This window comes from Prevotella sp. lc2012 (genome assembly GCF_900107065.1).
GTDB lineage: Bacteria > Bacteroidota > Bacteroidia > Bacteroidales > Bacteroidaceae > Prevotella.
Genome location: NZ_FNUF01000004.1, coordinates 61,454 through 79,934, shown reverse-complemented (window position 1 = coordinate 79,934; position 18,481 = coordinate 61,454). Strand labels below are relative to the sequence as shown.

Sequence of the window (18,481 nt, the reverse complement as noted above, 5' to 3'; positions counted from 1 at the left end):
CTGACCTGCGCGTTCTCGCAGGAAAGGAAAATGGGGGAAGAGGAGGTTCAACTGCGTAATCATGTCTACGAACTTTTCGACGGTAACGATAGTGTTGCCTTCGTTAAAGCTGTCAACAATCTGGCCAACTACTACAGGAAATCCGGCGACTGGCACCAATACTATACAGCCAGGGAAAACGAGATTGTCTATGAGATCAACCATGATCACTACTATCAAGCCCTGAAGAAGACAAGCGAGATGAACAGCGACATCCTGGAGAACGGACTGAAGGACGAATTGTACAGGATGAACTACCTGATGGGCGTTTTCTACGGATCACGCGACAATAACGAGATGTGCGAGAAATACCTGAACCTGTCGTTGGAGCAGATGGGGTCGAGCCAACAGATATCTGAGCGTGTCAATATCTACCTCATGCTGGCCAATATCCACATCTTCGACAATCCCGACTTAGCAACCATCAATATCAACAAGGCTGCCAAGGTTAGTTCTGGCAACCACCAGCTGAGTGCCGTTCTTGACATGAAATGTATGATTGAGTTCTCCAGGAACGACAAAGAGAGTTTCCATCAAGTCTATACGCAGATACAGCAGATCAAAGAGAAGACCCCCGACGAATATAATCCCACATACGAGAGATACGTAGACATCTGCCGTACTGCCTTTGACGGTGATTACGACGAGGCCATCAGACAATGCAACGATCTCATTCGCGGTGTGGAGAGATACCAGTTCCTCTGTAAGATCCATGAGATGAAGGGCGATAAGGACAGTCTGATTGTAAATCTAAGGAAACTGATTGAGGCAAAGGAGGATCGCAACAACAAGATCTCGACCATGGAGATCAACGATATCAGTCACGACATGAAACTGGAAAGGGCCCGTCGCGAAACCAGACGAGCCTACAGTCTGGTGATTCTGCTAGCCTTTATCGCTGCCATCATTGCGGTGATTCCCCTGTCCATCTTCGGATGGTCACGCCGCAAACATGTACAGGCTCTGCAGGTGCAGAACCGGGAACTGAGACGGGCACGAGACCATGCCAAGGAGGCCGACCGCATGAAGACTGCTTTCATCCGTAATATCAGTCACCACATACGTACACCGCTCAACGTCGTATCGGGGTTCTCGAATATTCTGGCCAAACAGGTCGACGAACTTTCGCAAGAAGAGCGCGAAGACCTCTCCCAGCGCATTAACCATAATGTCTACGTTATCACAAACAGTCTCAATCATCTGATTGCTCTCTCCGAGGTGGAAAGCGTGCGCGTCTCCGATACGGAAGACGAAGTCAACTGCAACGACCTGTGTCAGAGCATTGCCGATGACTTCAAACCCATAAACGAGAAACTGTCGTTCACTTATACCACATCGGTCGACGATCACACCGTCGTGAAGACCAATAAGGACAGACTCAGAAGTGTGGTTATGGAACTGTTGATTAATGCCGACAAGTTTGCAGGTGAAGGAGAGATCATGCTGAACAGCGACATCGTCGGCGATACCTGGCAGATCTCTGTGACCGACACAGGCAAAGGTATCGGAGAAGGCGACGAGGAAAAAATCTTCGGTCATTTCGCCAAGATTGACGACTTTACGGAAGGACTTGGTCTCGGCCTCACATACTGTAAGAGCATCGCCTCACAACTGGGCGGCGACGTCACCTTAGATAAGAGTTACACGGACGGTGCCCGTTTTATCGTCACTGTTCCCTTGAGACAAGCCTAACGTGCATCCTCACCCCACATCATCTTTTCACGCAGGGTATTGAAGTAACGACGTCCACTCCGCTTGACGACCTTCACGTCATAAGGAGCACGGCGCAGAGTGAGTCGTGTACCCTCCTTACATTTCTCTGAACGGCCGTCGATGGCAATCAGAAAATTATGGCTACGGCTCTCCACGGTCAGTGTAATCTCCGACGAATCGGACAGCACGATCGGTCTGATGTTCATGGAGTGCGGTGCCACGGCCGTCATGGAGAACACCTTCGTACCCGGTACGATAATCGGTCCACCATTGGAAAGCGAATAGGCGGTCGAGCCCGTCGGTGTACTCACGACCAGTCCATCGGCCTGGTAGGTTGTCAGATGATCGCCATTGATAGACGCATGGATAGAGATCATCGACGCCGTATCACGCTTCAGGATTGCCACATCGTTCAAGGCACAGTCATAACCCTCAAGAGGCTCTCCGTCGGTCTCCACCTTGATCAGAGCCCGGTTCTCGATAGAGAAATCGTCCTGATAGATGGCCTCCACACATCTCTCGATATCACCGGGACTGACATCTGCGAGAAAGCCCAGTCGGCCCATGTTCACACCAAGGATAGGAATCATCTTCTCACGGACACGACTGGCGGCCTTCAGGAAGGTGCCGTCACCACCCATAGAGATCACGAAATCTGCCTGGAAGTCATCATCCGTAAAGATCTTCGCGGCATTCACATCAATACGCTGGTTATCCTTCAGGAAGTAATAGTACTCCATGTCCACATATAGTTCCGCGCCATGTTCAGAGAGGCAGGAGAGCACTTTCTGTATCGACGCCGACTTCTTGGTCTGATAAATATTGCCGAAAAGAGCAAATCTCAATTTCCGATGTTCCATATCACTGTATATCATGAGATGGCAAAGTTACGAAAAAATATTCACAAAGGTTATAATGGCAGTGAAATTAAGTTTTTTTTTGTGTCCATGATGCCCGTTATGCCCATTTTTGTCTATATTTGCATTCTGGAAACCAAAGAACAAAAAGATCATGGCAAAAGTTTATGTATTTCTGGCCGACGGCTTCGAGGATGTTGAAGCCCTGATTCCCATTGACGTGCTTCGCCGCGGAGGTGTGGAGGTTGTGACAATAAGCACAACATTGTTCACGCTTGTAGAATCGGCTCACGGTGTGAGTATTGAGGCCGACCTGCAGTTCGACGACAGCGACTATGCCGACGCCGACCTACTGATGTTACCAGGCGGAATGCCCGGAGCCAGTAATCTGTTTGCACACGAAGGCGTCCGTAAGGCTGTGCTCGCCCAGGCAGAGAAAGGAAAGAAGATTGCCGCCATCTGCGCTGCCCCGGCCGTTGTGCTCGCGCCACTAGGTATTCTCAGTGGGAAGAAAGCCACCTGCTATCCCGGCTTCGAGAAGGCGCTTGCAGAAAGCGGTGCCACCTACACAGCCGACCTCGTCACCGTCGATGGCAATATCACCACCGCCGAGGGACCGGCCGCTGCCTTCCCCTACGCCTACGAACTGCTCACCCAGTTGGTTGACAAGCAGACCTCCGACCAGATTGCCGAAGGCATGCGTTTCAAGCACCTGATGGAATAAAAGGATATGGATTATATTATCATTGTGGCAGGCGGGAAAGGACTGCGGATGGGAGGCGACATTCCCAAGCAGTTTCTGCCTATTGGTGGGAGACCGGTGCTGATGCGGACGCTGGAGAGGTTCAGGGCGTATGCTGCGGATCTGCAGATTATCCTTGTACTGCCAGAGGCACAGCAGGATTATTGGCGCCAACTCTGCGAGGAATACCGTTTCGATGTGGAATATACGTTGGCCAATGGTGGACAGACGCGATTCCACTCCGTGCAGAACGGACTCGCAAAGGTCCCCGATGATGCGACAGGCGTGGTTGGCGTGCACGACGGTGTGCGTCCCTTCCCGAGCATCGAGGTTATCCGCGACTGCTACGAGACAGCCCGCACAGCCAAGGCCGTCATCCCGGTCATCCCGGTTGTCGAGACCGTACGCCATCTGGAGGATGGGAAGTCAAAGACGGTACCCCGCAACGACTACCGCCTGGTTCAGACACCACAGACCTTCGACATCCAACTGCTCAAGGCTGCCAATCGCCAGCCCTACAACGACGGCTTTACCGACGATGCCTCTGTCGTGGAGAGCTATGGTCATCAGATTACACTCGTCGAGGGCAACCGTGAGAACATCAAGATCACCACGCCCTACGACCTCATCGTGGCGGAAGCCATTCTTAATGCTCAACACTAATTGGATATTCTCAATCAAGACATTCAATACCTGTCGGGCGTAGGTCCGAACCGGAAGAAGATCCTGGGCGACGAGCTTGGGATCCACACCTATGGTGACCTTCTGGAATACTACCCTTATAAGCACGTCGACCGTTCCAAGGTCTACACGGTTCATGAGTTGACGGGTGACATGCCCTTCGTTCAGATTGTCGGACACATCCTCAGCTTCGAGACCTTCCAGACAGGACCGAGGAAGGAGCGTGTCGTTGCCCACTTCACCGATGGCACTGGCATCGCCGATCTCGTCTGGTTCCAAGGCGGCAAATATGCCAAACAGAGCTACAAGGTCGGTGAGGAGTATATCGTCTTCGGCAAACCGACCGTCTTCAACAATCGCATCAACATCACTCATCCCGACATCGACCGGGCAGACACACTGGAGCTCTCCACCATGGGCATGCAGCCCTACTACATCACGACGGAGAAAATGAAAAAGCGCGGGCTCTCCTCACGCACCCTGGAGAAACTGACGAGAGCCATGCTGGAGAAGCTCCCCACCCTACCTGAGACCATTCCCGACTTCATCACCCAACCCCTGCATCTGATGGGACGTGACGAAGCGCTTCGCACCATCCACTATCCTCAGAACGCCAAGGACCTGGAGAAGGCCCGTGTCCGTCTGAAGTTCGAAGAACTGTTCTTCGTGCAACTCAATATCGTCAGGTATGCCAGCGACCACCGCAGGAAATACCGCGGATATATCTTCTCACAGGTAGGCGACGTCTTCAACACCTTCTACAACAAGTATCTGCCCTTCCCACTGACAGGGGCCCAGAAAAGGGTTATCAGAGAGATCAGGGTTGACGTAGGCTCAGGAAGACAGATGAACCGTCTGCTACAAGGCGACGTAGGCAGTGGTAAGACCCTCGTGGCACTGATGTCAATGCTGATCGCCATCGACAACGGCTACCAGACCTGTATCATGGCACCGACGGAGATCCTGGCCGAACAGCATCTGCAGACGATCATGGGTTTCCTGAAGGATATGGATATCCGTGTGGCCCTGCTGACGGGTGTCGTCAAGGGCAAGCGACGGGAAGAGATTCTCGAAGGACTGGCCGACGGTACCATACAGATTCTGGTGGGTACGCATGCCGTCATCGAGGACACGGTACGGTTCGCCCGCCTCGGACTGGTTGTCGTCGACGAGCAGCACCGCTTCGGTGTGGCCCAGCGCGCCAAGCTCTGGAGCAAGAGTGAGAACCCGCCTCATGTGCTTGTGATGACCGCCACCCCCATCCCCCGCACGCTCGCCATGACCCTCTATGGTGACCTTGACGTGAGCGTGATCGACGAGCTGCCGCCCGGTCGGAAGCCTGTACGTACCACTCATGTCTTCGACTCTCGCATGACCACGCTATATGACGGTATCCGGCAACAGATCCATGAGGGACGACAGGTCTATATCGTCTTCCCACTCATCGAGGAGAGTGCGAAAAGCGACCTCAAGAATCTTGAGGACGGCTTCGAGGTGTTAAAGCAGGCCTTCCCAGAGTTCCGACTGAGCAAGGTCCACGGTAAGATGAAGCCGAAAGACAAGGAAGAGGAGATGCAACGGTTTGTCAATGGCGAGACGCAGATTCTCGTCGCCACCACGGTTATCGAGGTGGGCGTCAACGTGCCCAATGCCTCCGTGATGGTGATTCTCGAGGCACAGCGCTTCGGACTCGCCCAACTGCACCAGCTCAGAGGACGTGTGGGGCGCGGTGCCGATCAGAGCTTCTGTATCCTCGTCACTCCATACAAGCTTTCGGAAGACACCCGCAAGCGCATCGACATCATGTGCGACACGAACGACGGTTTCCGCATCGCAGAGGCCGACCTGAAGCTGCGCGGTCCGGGCGACCTGGAGGGTACCCAACAGAGCGGCATGGCCTTCGACCTGAAGATTGCCGACATCGCCCGCGACGGTCAACTCATACAGATGGCCCGCGACGAGGCTCAGAAAATCATCGATGACGACCCGGAATGCACCTCTCCGCGCTACCAGATGTTATGGAACCGACTGCGACAATTGCGGAAAGACAACATCAACTGGTCTGCCATTTCTTAGGAAAAAAGTCTGCTGAATACGCACGAAACCAGCACACGAAGTGTTAAAACTTCCCAAAACTATGTTAACGAAAACCGAATTTCTGCATATTTTCAGAATCTTTTTCCTATCTTTGCAACGCATTATAGCTTTTTTAGCAGATAAAACCAAAACCCGGATGATAACGATTAAGATTCTTAAGACAACTGTTTTTATGGCTTTCATGACACTCTCGGCGATCCCCTCACAAGGGCAGGATCTCTTGGCGCGTCAGGCACCGGTTGACCGGAAAATGAAGGCAGTTGACTCCATAGTACTCAATAGACTGATTGAACAAGAGATGCTGGAGAACCCCTCCGGCGACCTCTATAGTGAGTGGGACACAGAGGCGACCCACTATTATGGCAACACCCTGCCCGACGAGGCCACTATCGACCTTCGCGGCTTCTGCATGCCGACCCCGAGCCGCGTCATCACCTCGAACTTCGGTGCACGCTGGGGCCGTCAGCACAAAGGCCTCGACATCAAAGTATATATCGGCGACACCATCCGTGCTGCATTCAGCGGTAAGGTGCGTATCGTAAAATATGAGCCACGCGGCTACGGTAAGTATGTGGTCATCCGCCACTACAACGGACTGGAGACCTACTACGGACACATGTCCAAGCAGCTGGTCCGTGAGAACGAAGAAGTAAAAGCAGGCGATCCTATCGGTCTCGGTGGAAACACAGGCCGCAGCACCGGTTCACACCTGCATTTCGAGACACGTCTCTGCGGCGTAGCCCTGAACCCGGCTCTGATGTTCGATTTCCGCAACCAGGACGTGACGGGCGACTTCTACACCTTCCGTCGCAACAAGTACGCTGCCGAGTCGGCACAAGCCACTCGTCTGCGCGGTGTCAGTGGAAAGAAAAAGGGCGGTCGTTTCGATGCCGACTCTGACGATGACTCCGAATTGGCTATCGCAGCCCCGTCGGCCTCTTTCGCACCTGAGGTACACTTCCACAAGGTGAAGAAGGGTGAGACCCTGCAGTCCATCGCCCGCAAATGTCACACCACAGTCGATGCGCTCTGCAAGCTTAACCGTATCGGCAAGAGCATCCGTCTGATGCCGGGACAGATCTTGAAATACAACTAATCAACACATACATCCGATCAAAGGCTTCCTTAACGGGAAGCCTTTTTCATGTCAGCCCATATCTCCACGGGTGAAGCTCATACCTCCCTTAAAAGTAAAACAAGTTGTTTTGGTGTCGTAGAAGGTATCTTTACAGGTCATAGGAGACGTCTCTTTAAAGGTAAAACAAGTTGTTTTACTTTTAAAGGAGGCATCAGCATGTGTTGAGAAGATATCGTTTATCCATGACACTCCCTATTCGTGAATAGGGGAAACTTGGCCATCAAAGATGACGAAGATACTCCATCTCGGTAAAAAAAGAAAGATTTCTTTTGTTCTGCTCTCGATTTTTCGTATCTTTGCCCAAAACTTTAAACTATAGATCTTATGTTCGACAAGGAAAGAGGGCTGTATATCGCCCACTGCGCCAATGGTGCACTCAGTATCACAGGTAAGATGGCCAACCGACATGGACTCATCGCCGGTGCCACGGGTACAGGAAAGACCGTCACCCTGCAGGTGATGGCAGAAACCTTCTGTCAGGCAGGCGTGCCTTGCTTCATGGCCGACATGAAGGGCGACCTCAGCGGCATATCGCAGGTCGGAAAGCTGAGCGGCTTTATCGAGAAGCGCCTGCCCGAGTTTGGTATTGAGAACCCAGAGTTCCAGGCTTGCCCCGTCAGATTCTTCGATGTGTTCGGTGAACAGGGACACCCGATGCGCGCCACTATCTCGCAGATGGGTCCGCAGCTGCTTTCCAGACTACTACAACTGAACGAGACGCAAGACGGCGTACTGAATATCGTGTTCCGCATTGCCGACGAGCGCGGACTGCTGTTGCTCGACCTGAAGGATCTGCGACAGATGCTCGACTGGGTATCGCAGCATGCCAAGGAGTACACCACAAAATACGGCAACATCTCCATCGCCAGCATCGGCGCCATCCAGCGTGCCCTCCTGCAACTGGAGAGTCAGGGAGCGGATAAGTTCTTCGGAGAGCCCTCGTTCGACATCTACGACCTCATGCAGACCGAAGGTGGCAAAGGTGTGATGAACGTACTGGCTGCCGACAAGCTGATGATGCAGCCAAAGCTATATTCCACGTTCCTGCTGTGGCTGCTCTCCGAGCTCTACTCCACCCTGCCCGAGGTGGGCGACATGGACCTGCCGAAGCTGGTGTTCTTCTTCGACGAGGCACACATGCTCTTCGACGGTACCTCGAAGGCTTTGCTCGACAAGATCGAGCAGGTGATCCGTCTGATCCGCTCGAAGGGTGTAGGCATCTATTTCATCACACAGAGTCCGACCGACATCCCAGAGAACATTCTCGGACAGTTAGGCAATCGCGTGCAGCATGCCCTTCGTGCCTATACGCCGAAGGACCAGAAGGCTGTGAAGACGGCCGCCGACACCTTCCGTGCCAATCCGGAGTTCAAGACCGACGAGGCCATCATGAATCTGGAGACCGGTGAGGCGCTTGTGAGCTTCCTCGACCCCAAGGGTGCTCCCAGTGTTGTGGAGCGCGCGAAGATCCTGTTCCCGCTGTCACAGATCGGTGCTGTCAGCGAAGGACAGCGTCTGGACATCATCAAGCAGAGTCGCATCTACGGCAAGTATGACACCCCCGTCGACCGTGAGAGTGCCTTCGAGGTGCTGATAGCAGAAGCCGAGAAGGAAAAAGAACTGTCCGCTGAGACGACAGACGCTTCGACGGAGAAGAAGACAGAGGGCAAGAAGAAATCAGGTATGATGAGTAAGGTGATGAAGGCCATCATCACGGCCGTCACCTCGACCTTCGCCACCATCCTTGGCACCTATATCAGTGACAAGGTGACAGGTAAGAAGACCAAGTCGAAGACCTCAGGTACTGGTCGTGTGGTGAAGAATGCCACCAGCGCTGCCACCCGTACCATCACCAAGGAACTGACGCGTGATATCCTTGGTAACCTTGTGAAGTAACCCCTCTCCAAAGGGACCGGGAACTACCGAAAGGAACAGACCGTATAAATATACCGCTGTCGATCGACAGTGGTATATTTATATCTATCCGTATCAATCACCGACTTCATATCCTTGCTGATACCTGTTCCTACGAGTTTCATCGTTGCCTCTTTCATCGTCCACAAACGGATAAAGGTGGTATCGGGCTGCTCGGAAGTCTCTATGTCACGCACTTCCTCGTCGTTCATCGTATAACGACCCAGACGCTCCTTATAGGACCTGACAGACTCAACGTCAATACCCACCGGCTGGTCGCTGATGGCACAGGCCACGGCTTCCTTGCAGTGACTCAAGTTAAAGAAGATCTCAGGATGACCGACGATGAAGGGTTTCCCATGCTCGTTGTATTCAAAGACAGGATTATCCATGATGCCGTATTCCTCACGCAGTCCCTGCTTAAGAAGCAGGTAGGCAAGTACACAGAGACGGCGCCCTTGTTCATGCTTGAACCTCAACGCCTGCTCCCGGCGCTGCTCCGAGATCTCCCGCAGCGACGACTCGAGATCAAAGTCCCATATATCCTCTCTGACGTATATCATTCCAGTCCTATCTCCGGCATGGGAATCTTACGGTTAGGATTCTCCTTGGCACCAAGATCCACAAGCTCGCGCCCTTTCTGGGCCACGCTCTGACGTCCCGTGATCAGTTTGTTATTCGCATTATCATAAGCCTCCTGGACCTTATGGATCTTCTCACCCAACTCATGATAGCGCTGCACAAAGTCGCCCAAGCGGTCGAGCAACTGCTCGGCCAGTCCAAAGACCTTCTGCTGATTCTCTGCCTGCTGGTTCTGTACCCAGGCGATATGAATCATATGAAGGATACCCAGGAGGTTCTGCTCTCCCGTCACGAACACCTTCTTCTCGAACGCCTCGCGCCACAGCGTCGGGTCGTTGGCTAACGCCAACTGCAACGACGACTCGAACGGCATGAACATGATAACGAAGTCGACCGCGTCGCGCCCATTCTTGATATACTTTGAGTAATCCTTGCGAGCCAGCTCGTTCACATGACTGCGCACACTCTTGATATGCTCCTGCAGATAACGCTCCTTCTCCTCGGGTGTTTCGGCATTGACATACTTCTCATAGGCCACAAGCGACACCTTCGAGTCAACGATAGCGTCCTGTCCCTGCGGATAATGCAGGATCACATCGGGCTGCATCTCGCGCCCCGTCTCGTCGTTTTTCAGCGGACGTCCCATCTCGTCGCGTAACCGGGCCTGCACCTCATAGTGGATACCCTCCGTGAGTCCCTGACTCGCCAGTAAGTCGCCAAGGATGATCTCGCCCATATTACCACTCACCTTATTGTCGCGGCGTAACACATTTGTCAGACTCTCTGCCCGCTCGCCCAACTGCTGGGTCTGTTCCATCATCTGACGGATCTGCTCACGGAACGATGCCGAATGAGCGGCCGACTCCTTCTGGTTGTCGCTGATAGCCTTCTGCATGTTCGTGATCGCCTCCTTCAGCGGTTGGGTGATGCCAGTCATGGTCTCTGTATTCGACTCCTTCAGTTTGGCAGCACTCGTCTCCATCAACTGCTGAGCCATATTCTTAAACCGCTCCTCATGTCGTTTCAGTTCCTCATCCATCTGATGTCTAACCAGCTCCAGTTCCCGTCCTTGCGACTCTGCCTTGGCTGAGAGCATCTTGTTCTCAGCCTCCAGATGGGTCACCCGACTGGTGGCCGCACCCAACTGTTCGTTACGCATCGACAGTTCAATATCCTTCTTTCCGCCCTCAATGCGGAGTACATCCATCTTACGATCCATGAAGAGGTAGAGCACTACTGCGCCTACCACCAAACCAATCAGTATATATAATGCTATCATCATGACGCTCACTATTTTGATGGCAAAATTAGCTAAAAATATCCACAAAGGATACAAAGGAATGAAAAACTTAAAGAAAAAAATGCTCTTTGCATCCATTATAAAAGAATTTTCGTATATTTGCCGAGTAATATCCTATTTAACAATCAACTAAAAACAATTAGAGTATGGATTACAAGATTATCGACATTGAAGGTGTTGGCGACGTTTACGCAGAGAAACTAGTTGCCGCAGGTATCAACAAGGTCAGTGAGTTGTTGGAGAAGTGTGCCGCCCCTAAGGGACGTAAGGAACTGGCAGAGGCCACAGGCATCGCCGAGAAACTGATCCTCCGCTGGACAAACCATGCCGACCTGTTCCGCATCAATGGCGTAGGTCCGCAGTTCTCTGAACTGCTGGAGAAGGCCGGGGTTGACACCGTGAAGGAGTTCCGTCACCGGATAGCAGAGAATTTGCAGCCGAAGCTGGAGGAGATCAACGCCCAGTATCACATCTGTGGCCGCGTGCCTGCTGTAAGTGAGGTGCAGAAGATGATCGACCAGGCCAAGGAGCTTGAGCCGAAAATGACATACTAACACACCAAGAGCCCTGGTCCTGCCGGGGCTCTTTTTTATACGACCATTGTTAACCTTTTTTAGGAAAGGGCAAGAGGAAAGTCACAGATTATTTCGTATCTTTGTAGTCAGACACCAGATTACCAACTTACAACTATTATTACGATGACCAAACCCGACAACAGACTGCACGCAGTCCAACTGTGCTTAGTCGCTATCATGCTTATCGGCCTCATTGCCTGTACGACCGACGATGCCACCAGCCAACAGTCCTCACAGGGCGGAGCTCCCGTCTACAGTATCCGTATCCCCGCCACCTTCGGCGAAAACCTGTCAAAGACCCGCGCCGTAAACTACAATAGTGAGACGGGGGCGCTCGACGCCACCTTCACCACCGATGATGTTATCTTCGCTACCATCGTCAGCGCAGGCGACAACCAGGCAGCCACGACGATACTGAAGCCCGACAATAATGGCAACAGTGTCAACCTCGTGCCCTATACAGGTTCTACCGTGTCATTCCATGACAACACGGATCCAGATCTTTCCACCAATCCTACGCTTGTCTCTCTCACGGGCGGCGAAACGATATTCCTAGAGTATCATAGCACGGCCATCAATGAGTTCTTCGACTACACGGGCCTGTACACAGATCCTTTCGGTGTCACGCAGAACGGCACACTCGCAGGTCTGAGCCTTTTTGACTATGCCACCGCCACCGTCCAGGTCACGGGCATCACAGGCAATGAGACCGACGGCTACGCCCTCACCACCACAAACGCCTCGTTCAATAACCAGCAGTCGATGTTCAAGTTCACTTTCACCGGTCTGCCTTCGGGTGTCGGGGTCAAGAAAGTCGTCATCCACTCCAGCGAGGACAAACTTGTGACAGGATATTCACCGACATTGATGACATTAAGCACGTCTATCAGCATGCCTGCTTCTCCCATCCTCTACGGTGACATCACCATCGACCTCGGCACTGCCGCCTCTGCCAGCAACAGCACCGTCTACGCAGCCTTGCGGTTCGATCCTTTGGACAACGAGACGGCAACCGACAACATCATCTTCACCATTACGGGCACCGACAACAAGACCTACACCACCACGAAGACCTCACCCGCAGGTGGTTTTCAGAACGGCAAGTACTACTCGTCGACCGTTGCTCTGCCCACCTACCGTGTGTACACAGCCCAAAACGTTTATACCAACGAGCAGATTCCCAGTGATGCAACGAAAGTAACAAGCACTGGTCCTACCAGTTGGGGCACAGGAACCTACGTCGTCAGTGACGATGTCACCATTACAAACGGTGTGAACCTCACTGGCGATGTCAAGCTCATCCTGATGGACGGTGCATCACTGACCGTCAAAAGAATCACCAATTCAGATGAGGGGACTCTGTCTGTTTACGGTCAGAGCGCAGGTACCGGCAAGCTCACGGTTGATAATACCATTCTGAGTGATCCGAATTATAGCGCCATGACCGTAAATGGTCTGACCGTTCATGGTGGCGAGATAGAAGTGAAGGCAGCAAGAAGCAATGTCAATTATCTGGTTGGGGGGGTGCTTTCTTCTGGTCCGGTCACGGTCTATAACGGCAAAGTCACAGCAACCTCCGACAATGGTTGTGGTATCAGAATCACATACAACCATCTGATCGTCTATGATGGCGAGGTGAATATTACATCGAAGGGGGACGCAATCTTACTCTATAACGACAATAATTTGACTCATACTGACTTAGAGATCAAAGGCGGCTCAGTAACAGCCAAGAGCACCGTTGGCTCTGGAGTCCATATCAAAAGTGGAAAAGGCGATAAGATCACCATTGATGGCGGATTATTGACAGCTATTGGCGGTGAAGGGAATGGAGGAGCCGATGGATATGGCATATATATAGATCCTTGGAATAAAGCAAACATCCAAATCGAAAGCGGCACTTTAGATGTTACCGGCGGTAATGCGACAACCAGAAGAGACGGAAGACCAGGCATTTCCATCTGGGGAGACATTTCCGTTGAAGACGGCACCTTTACGGTTAAAGGCGGTGAAGGCTCTGACGACAGAAATGGCGGTCATGGCATCTACTTCAAGACCGCAGGACTTCTTACCGTCAATGGCGGCACCGTGGATATTACTGGCAGCAAAGGCGCTAACGGCATCAACGGCTCCGTCAGTTCCAGTATTCAGGCTTTCAATGGCGGACAATCATCAATTACTGGTGGAGAAGGCTCCAAGGCCTTCAATCGGGCCGTGAAGATAAAAAGCGGTCTGACAGCCTATTGCAGCAGTTCTACTGATTCTCCGAGCACCCTCATCACAGGTGAAGACCAGAACGTCACCTTATCCTATCGCTATGTCAATATCAAATAATTAGGCCTCTTTGATGACTGCTCAGATACGGAGCGAGCGTCAAAGGTTGGTCTGGGTGGGGGGCCAGTTGACGAGGTAGAGGGTCTCGGTAGCGCGTGTGAAGGCGGTATAGAGCCAGTGGATATAGTCGGGCGTAAGCATCTCGTCGGTCATATAGCCCTGATCAAGATAGACGTGGGCCCACTGACCGCCCTGCGCCTTATGGCAGGTGACGGCATACGCGTATTTTACCTGAAGAGCATTATAATACCTGTCGCCCTTCAGTTTTTTGATGCGCTCGCTTTTTAAGGAGACATCAGCATAATCCTCCATCACAGCCTGGTAGAGTTGTTCTTGCTGCTCACGTGTCAAGGCAGGCGTCTCCGACGTGAGAGAATCGAGCACCACAGTAGCCGTCAGTTCATAATCGTCGTAGTCGGGAAACCGCATCGTCACCTCCGCAAACCGGAAGCCATATTGTTCATGTATATTCCTCACCCGTTGCACTGCAGCGATGTCTCCATTAGCAATAAAAGAGGGAGCCACCACCTCTGTCCCCTCCCCTGTAGGAGCAGGAGTCGGACTGGTCCAATAGTAGTTGTTCTTCACGACCATCAGCAGATCGCCACGACAGAGCTCCTCATCACGGTCGAGTACTCTGTTACGAATGCCCTGATTATAGACATTCGCCCACTTATTACTTCGGGTGATCACAATCGTCTCGTCATGCCCAACCTTACTATAACTGTCGGCCAGAGAGTCGATCAGTTCATTACCTGGCACCATCCGGATATCAGCGAACCCCTTGAAACGGATACGTGGGAGAACCAGATGACCTTGGTTTTCCCTGATCTTCGTAGCGTTCCAAAGGATACCCGACGTCTCGCTCTGGCGGAGTACCTGGTTCAGGTCGCACTCATAGACCTTCATGCCATAACCACGGAGCACGTCGGCCATCAGCGCCGGACTCTCTGTCTCGCCAACCGGCGGCAACTGCGCCCTGTCACCTACCAGTAGCAGCCGACAGTTCAGTCCGTTATAGACGAACCGCATCAAGTCGTCGAGCAGACAACCACTACCAAAGTCTATGGCATGACCGGAATTGGAGGAAGAAAGATGATTGCCATTGGAGATCATAGAAGCCTCATCGACGATGAACAGAGTGTCGCGGTTCAGATTGACATTCAAGCCAAACGACGACAGACTATCGGCCGTCTTCTCACGATAGATACGGCGATGGATGGTGAAGGCTGAATGACCGGCATTCAGTGAGAACACCTTAGCGGCACGCCCCGTCGGTGCCAATAGTACCATCTTCTGTCGCAGCGCCATCATTCCCCGGACGATGGCACCGGCCAACGTGGTCTTACCCGTACCTGCCGAACCACGGAGGATCATCACCACCTCCTCGGAGCGGTCGGTCATAAAACAGGAGAACACATCCAAGGCATGCTCTTGCTCAGATGTCGGCACGAAACCGAACGACTGTCTGACACGGTATTTCAACTCGTCTGTGATCATATCAATTGCAAAAGTACATAATAAAAAGCAATTTTCGTTCTTCCATTCTTCCATTTTTTCATTTTAAATTATTAATTTTGCACCCAAATGCGGATTACTGACAAAGAGATCAATATCGTACTGGCACTGACTGCACTCGGACTACTTGCCATCTGTGTAGCCAGCATTATCCACGGATAGAGAATGGACAAGAGAAAGATGACCATACGCATCGGGAGAAACAGTCTCTCGTTTACCATGCTCGACGCTACGGACACGGAGCGGCCGATCATCTATGAGCCCTATATCGTGAAAGGTGGCATCTCAATGGCCGCGAACCTACGTGAGGCCTTCAAGACCGCCAGTCTGACTGCCGCAGACATGCGGAGGGTCCAAGTGCTGCTCGACACACCTTCGATGCTGGTACCTATTGAGCAGTTTGAGGAAGAAGAGAAGGAGGTGCTTTTCAATCACGCCTTCCCCGCCGGGCAGGAGCCAAGGGTTGTGCTGCACAATGTGCTGCCCGACCTGAAAGCCGTCTGTCTCTTCGCCATCAACAAAGACCTGCGCGGTGTGATCTGCGACCGTTACGATGACGTGCAGTTCATCCATGCCATGGCTCCTGTCTGGCACCATTTGCACCAACGGAGTTTCACTGGTCATCGCAACAAACTATACGGCTGTTTTCACGACAGACAGCTTGACGTGTTCTGTTTCCAACAGAACCGATTCAAGTTCTGCAATAGCTTCGAGGCAAGTCATGCACATGATGCCGTCTATTTTATACTCAACGTCTGGAAACAGCTTCGTCTTGAGGCAGAGCACGACGAGCTGCATATCGTCGGTGATATTCCCGAACAGGAATGGATGATAGCAGAGTTGAAGAAATACCTGCATAAGACCTACGTGATCAACCCAGCGGCAGACTTCCTTCAGGCACCTGCCACAAAGATCAAAGATATGCCTTATGACCTGATGACACTACTCGTCAGAGGAAGATAAAAGGAGGAAAAAGACACATGAGAATCATCACAGGGAAATATAAAGGCAGACATTTCGACATTCCAAGGAACTTTAAGGCAAGGCCTACGACAGACTTTGCCAAGGAGAACATCTTCAACGTACTGACAGGCTATATCGACCTTGAGGGTGCGACTGCCCTTGACCTGTTCTCAGGTACAGGAAGCATCTCTTTAGAACTGCTTTCACGTGGCTGTAGTCATATCATCAGCGTAGAAGCTGACCGCGACCACCACCGTTTCATCATGGACTGCCTGAGAAAGCTGGATCCAACCCTAAAGGGAGATGACCGCCACGCACAGTCTGCCATCCCTCTTGGAGAGGTAGGAAGAGTCCTTGTTCCTCTGCGCGGTGATGTCTTTCGTTTCATCAAGTCGTGCAAACAACAGTTCGACTTTATTTTCGCCGATCCGCCTTATGCATTGAAGGAACTGCCAACGATACCAGGACTGATCTTTGAGAAAGGATTATTGAAAGACGACGGCATCTTCGTGTTTGAGCACGGCAAGGATCAAGATTTCTCCAATGATCCGCACTTCGTGGAACATCGGAGTTATGGCAGTGTCAATTTCTCTTTGTTCAGAACAAGGGGGAGAGCATCCGAGTAACACTTTCCCATAGTCTGACGAAGAATCCCCCGTTCATTCGTCCTGGAAGATTGGACAAAAGCACAGAGCGTTCCTCGTCGCGGAGGAAAATCTTCTTCATACGCAGGGCTATTCCCTCGTCGTAGAAGAAGATATTCGCCTCGAAGTTATTCTCGAAACTACGGAAATCCAGATTGGTCGATCCACAAGTTGTAATGGCATCATCACAGACCATCAGCTTAGAATGAAGGAACCCCTCCTCATACAAGCTCACCTTGATACCGGCCGCCACCACTTCCCTCAGATACGAGCGACTGGCCCACTCCACAAAACGGGCATCGCTATATCGTGGACACAGCACCCTCACATCGACACCAGCCAATGCAGCTGTCTTTAACGCAAAAAGGACGGAGTCGTTAGGAAGGAAATAAGGAGTCTCCAGATACAGATAGCGACGAGCCCCCAGGATGACACGTACAAAGCCCTGCATGATTTCGGGGTAAGGAGTCACCGGCGTACTTGTCACCACCTGTGCCAGACAATTGTTCACAAGCACACCACGATCTGACGACAGTTGAGGATAGTACTTGCGATCTGAGAGCAGGGTTCTGTCCACGAAGTACCAATCAACGAGAAAAGCCCGCTGGAGTGCATAGACAGCACCACCCGTCACCTGTATCATCGTGTCGCGCCAAGGTTGGCTACCCGTACCCTTCACATAACGCAAAGCGATGTTCATTCCACCGACAAAGCCAATACTACCATCGATAACGATAATCTTACGGTGGTTACGGTAGTTGACCTTACTTGTGAACGAAGGAAACCTAACGGGCAGGAACGACACGACCTCAATACCCTCCTCGCGCATCCGCTCAAAGAAACGATGTCTGACATTCCAACAGCCCACATCATCGTAAATCAGGCGTACTTCCACTCCTTCATGTGCCTTGGCTATCAATGCGTCGGCAACCAGACAGCCCAGAGCATCCTCAGCAAAGATATACATATCGATATGGATATGACTCTTTGCCTTATGGATGGCCGCCAATAAGGCCGGGAAGAACTGGTAACCATCGGTATATATCTCCACCTTGTTGTCCTTGAAGGGCAGCGCAAGGTTCTGATTGATGAACAGATCAATCAGAGGTCTATGTCTGTCGGGCAGGCGAAGGTTTTGCTGTTCGGCGAATTCCAGCATCGAACGTTTCGTCAACTGACTCATGCTGCGTTCACTGATATGCCGTTCCTTCCGGGTGTTGAGACCAAAAAACAGATAGAACACAATACCCACCACAGGAACGAACCAGATGACCAGGACCCATGCCATCGTCTTGGCTGGTTGTCGATTATCCATGATCACATGGATCACCGCCATAATAGCAATGATCTGATAGATCAAGAATATGACATTTACCCAACTCAT

The 18,481-nt window shown here is 51.9% G+C and carries 15 protein-coding genes; 10 read left to right on the top strand and 5 right to left on the bottom strand.

The window, feature by feature from the left end; genetic code table 11:
• Positions 1–30 precede the first annotated feature (30 nt).
• Positions 31–1,731, top strand: a complete 1,701-nt coding sequence (locus BLU99_RS09010) for a sensor histidine kinase (RefSeq protein ID WP_176771102.1) — start codon at positions 31–33, stop codon at positions 1,729–1,731.
• Here BLU99_RS09010 and BLU99_RS09005 read toward each other — a convergent pair.
• On the bottom strand, positions 1,728–2,612 hold the full coding sequence (locus tag BLU99_RS09005; RefSeq protein ID WP_091901609.1) for an NAD kinase: 885 nt from the start codon (positions 2,610–2,612) through the stop codon (positions 1,728–1,730). The genes BLU99_RS09010 and BLU99_RS09005 overlap by 4 nt on opposite strands.
• A 151-nt stretch (positions 2,613–2,763) precedes the next feature.
• On the opposite strand from BLU99_RS09005, the gene BLU99_RS09000 reads away from it, so the two are divergent.
• The 5 genes from BLU99_RS09000 to BLU99_RS08980 all read left to right on the top strand — a co-directional run bounded on the left by BLU99_RS09000 (position 2,764) and on the right by BLU99_RS08980 (position 9,163).
• Positions 2,764–3,333, top strand: coding sequence for a DJ-1 family glyoxalase III (locus BLU99_RS09000; protein WP_091901263.1), 570 nt, complete (start codon positions 2,764–2,766; stop codon positions 3,331–3,333).
• Between the two features lie 6 nt (positions 3,334–3,339).
• Complete coding sequence (locus tag BLU99_RS08995) at positions 3,340–4,014, top strand: 2-C-methyl-D-erythritol 4-phosphate cytidylyltransferase (protein ID WP_091901261.1); 675 nt, start codon at positions 3,340–3,342, stop codon at positions 4,012–4,014.
• The gene (recG, locus tag BLU99_RS08990; RefSeq protein WP_091901259.1) at positions 4,015–6,108 is read left to right on the top strand and encodes an ATP-dependent DNA helicase RecG; all 2,094 of its coding nucleotides are present in this window, start codon (positions 4,015–4,017) and stop codon (positions 6,106–6,108) included.
• Between the two features lie 157 nt (positions 6,109–6,265).
• Positions 6,266–7,225 carry a M23 family metallopeptidase gene (locus BLU99_RS08985; protein ID WP_091901258.1) on the top strand — a complete coding sequence of 320 codons (960 nt, stop codon included), beginning with the start codon at positions 6,266–6,268 and terminating at the stop codon, positions 7,223–7,225.
• A 366-nt stretch (positions 7,226–7,591) separates the two neighbouring features.
• Complete coding sequence (locus tag BLU99_RS08980; protein WP_091901256.1) at positions 7,592–9,163, top strand: helicase HerA-like domain-containing protein; 1,572 nt, start codon at positions 7,592–7,594, stop codon at positions 9,161–9,163.
• 23 nt (positions 9,164–9,186) lie between these two features.
• Here BLU99_RS08980 and BLU99_RS08975 read toward each other — a convergent pair whose 3' ends face one another.
• Complete coding sequence (locus BLU99_RS08975) at positions 9,187–9,744, bottom strand: 4'-phosphopantetheinyl transferase family protein (protein ID WP_091901255.1); 558 nt, start codon at positions 9,742–9,744, stop codon at positions 9,187–9,189.
• Complete coding sequence (rmuC, locus tag BLU99_RS08970; RefSeq protein ID WP_255397524.1) at positions 9,741–11,045, bottom strand: DNA recombination protein RmuC; 1,305 nt, start codon at positions 11,043–11,045, stop codon at positions 9,741–9,743. Before rmuC ends, BLU99_RS08975 begins: the two co-directional genes overlap by 4 nt.
• Before the next feature lie 164 nt (positions 11,046–11,209).
• Here rmuC and BLU99_RS08965 point away from each other — a divergent pair, with 164 nt between their 5' ends.
• Together BLU99_RS08965 and BLU99_RS08960 are read left to right on the top strand one after the other, a co-directional pair.
• On the top strand, positions 11,210–11,617 hold the full coding sequence (locus BLU99_RS08965) for a DUF4332 domain-containing protein (RefSeq protein WP_091901253.1): 408 nt from the start codon (positions 11,210–11,212) through the stop codon (positions 11,615–11,617).
• Positions 11,618–11,761: 144 nt separating this feature from the next.
• A complete protein-coding gene (locus BLU99_RS08960; RefSeq protein ID WP_143065748.1) occupies positions 11,762–13,972 on the top strand; it encodes a hypothetical protein in 2,211 nt (736 codons plus the stop codon).
• 39 nt (positions 13,973–14,011) lie between these two features.
• Here the strand turns inward: BLU99_RS08960 and BLU99_RS08955 are convergent, their stop codons facing one another.
• A complete protein-coding gene (locus BLU99_RS08955) occupies positions 14,012–15,472 on the bottom strand; it encodes an ATP-dependent DNA helicase (RefSeq protein WP_091901248.1) in 1,461 nt (486 codons plus the stop codon).
• A gap of 183 nt (positions 15,473–15,655) precedes the next feature.
• Here BLU99_RS08955 and BLU99_RS08950 point away from each other — a divergent pair, with 183 nt between their 5' ends.
• Positions 15,656–16,453 (top strand): DUF3822 family protein, encoded by a 798-nt coding sequence (locus tag BLU99_RS08950; RefSeq protein ID WP_091901246.1) that lies wholly within the window; start codon positions 15,656–15,658, stop codon positions 16,451–16,453.
• A 17-nt stretch (positions 16,454–16,470) separates the two neighbouring features.
• Positions 16,471–17,079: an RsmD family RNA methyltransferase gene (locus tag BLU99_RS08945; RefSeq protein WP_091901245.1), complete on the top strand. Its 609-nt coding sequence runs from the start codon at positions 16,471–16,473 to the stop codon at positions 17,077–17,079.
• On the opposite strand, the gene cls is transcribed toward BLU99_RS08945, so the two are convergent.
• Positions 17,051–18,481 carry a cardiolipin synthase gene (cls, locus tag BLU99_RS08940; protein WP_091901243.1) on the bottom strand — a complete coding sequence of 477 codons (1,431 nt, stop codon included), beginning with the start codon at positions 18,479–18,481 and terminating at the stop codon, positions 17,051–17,053. The two genes, BLU99_RS08945 and cls, sit on opposite strands and share 29 nt — an antisense overlap.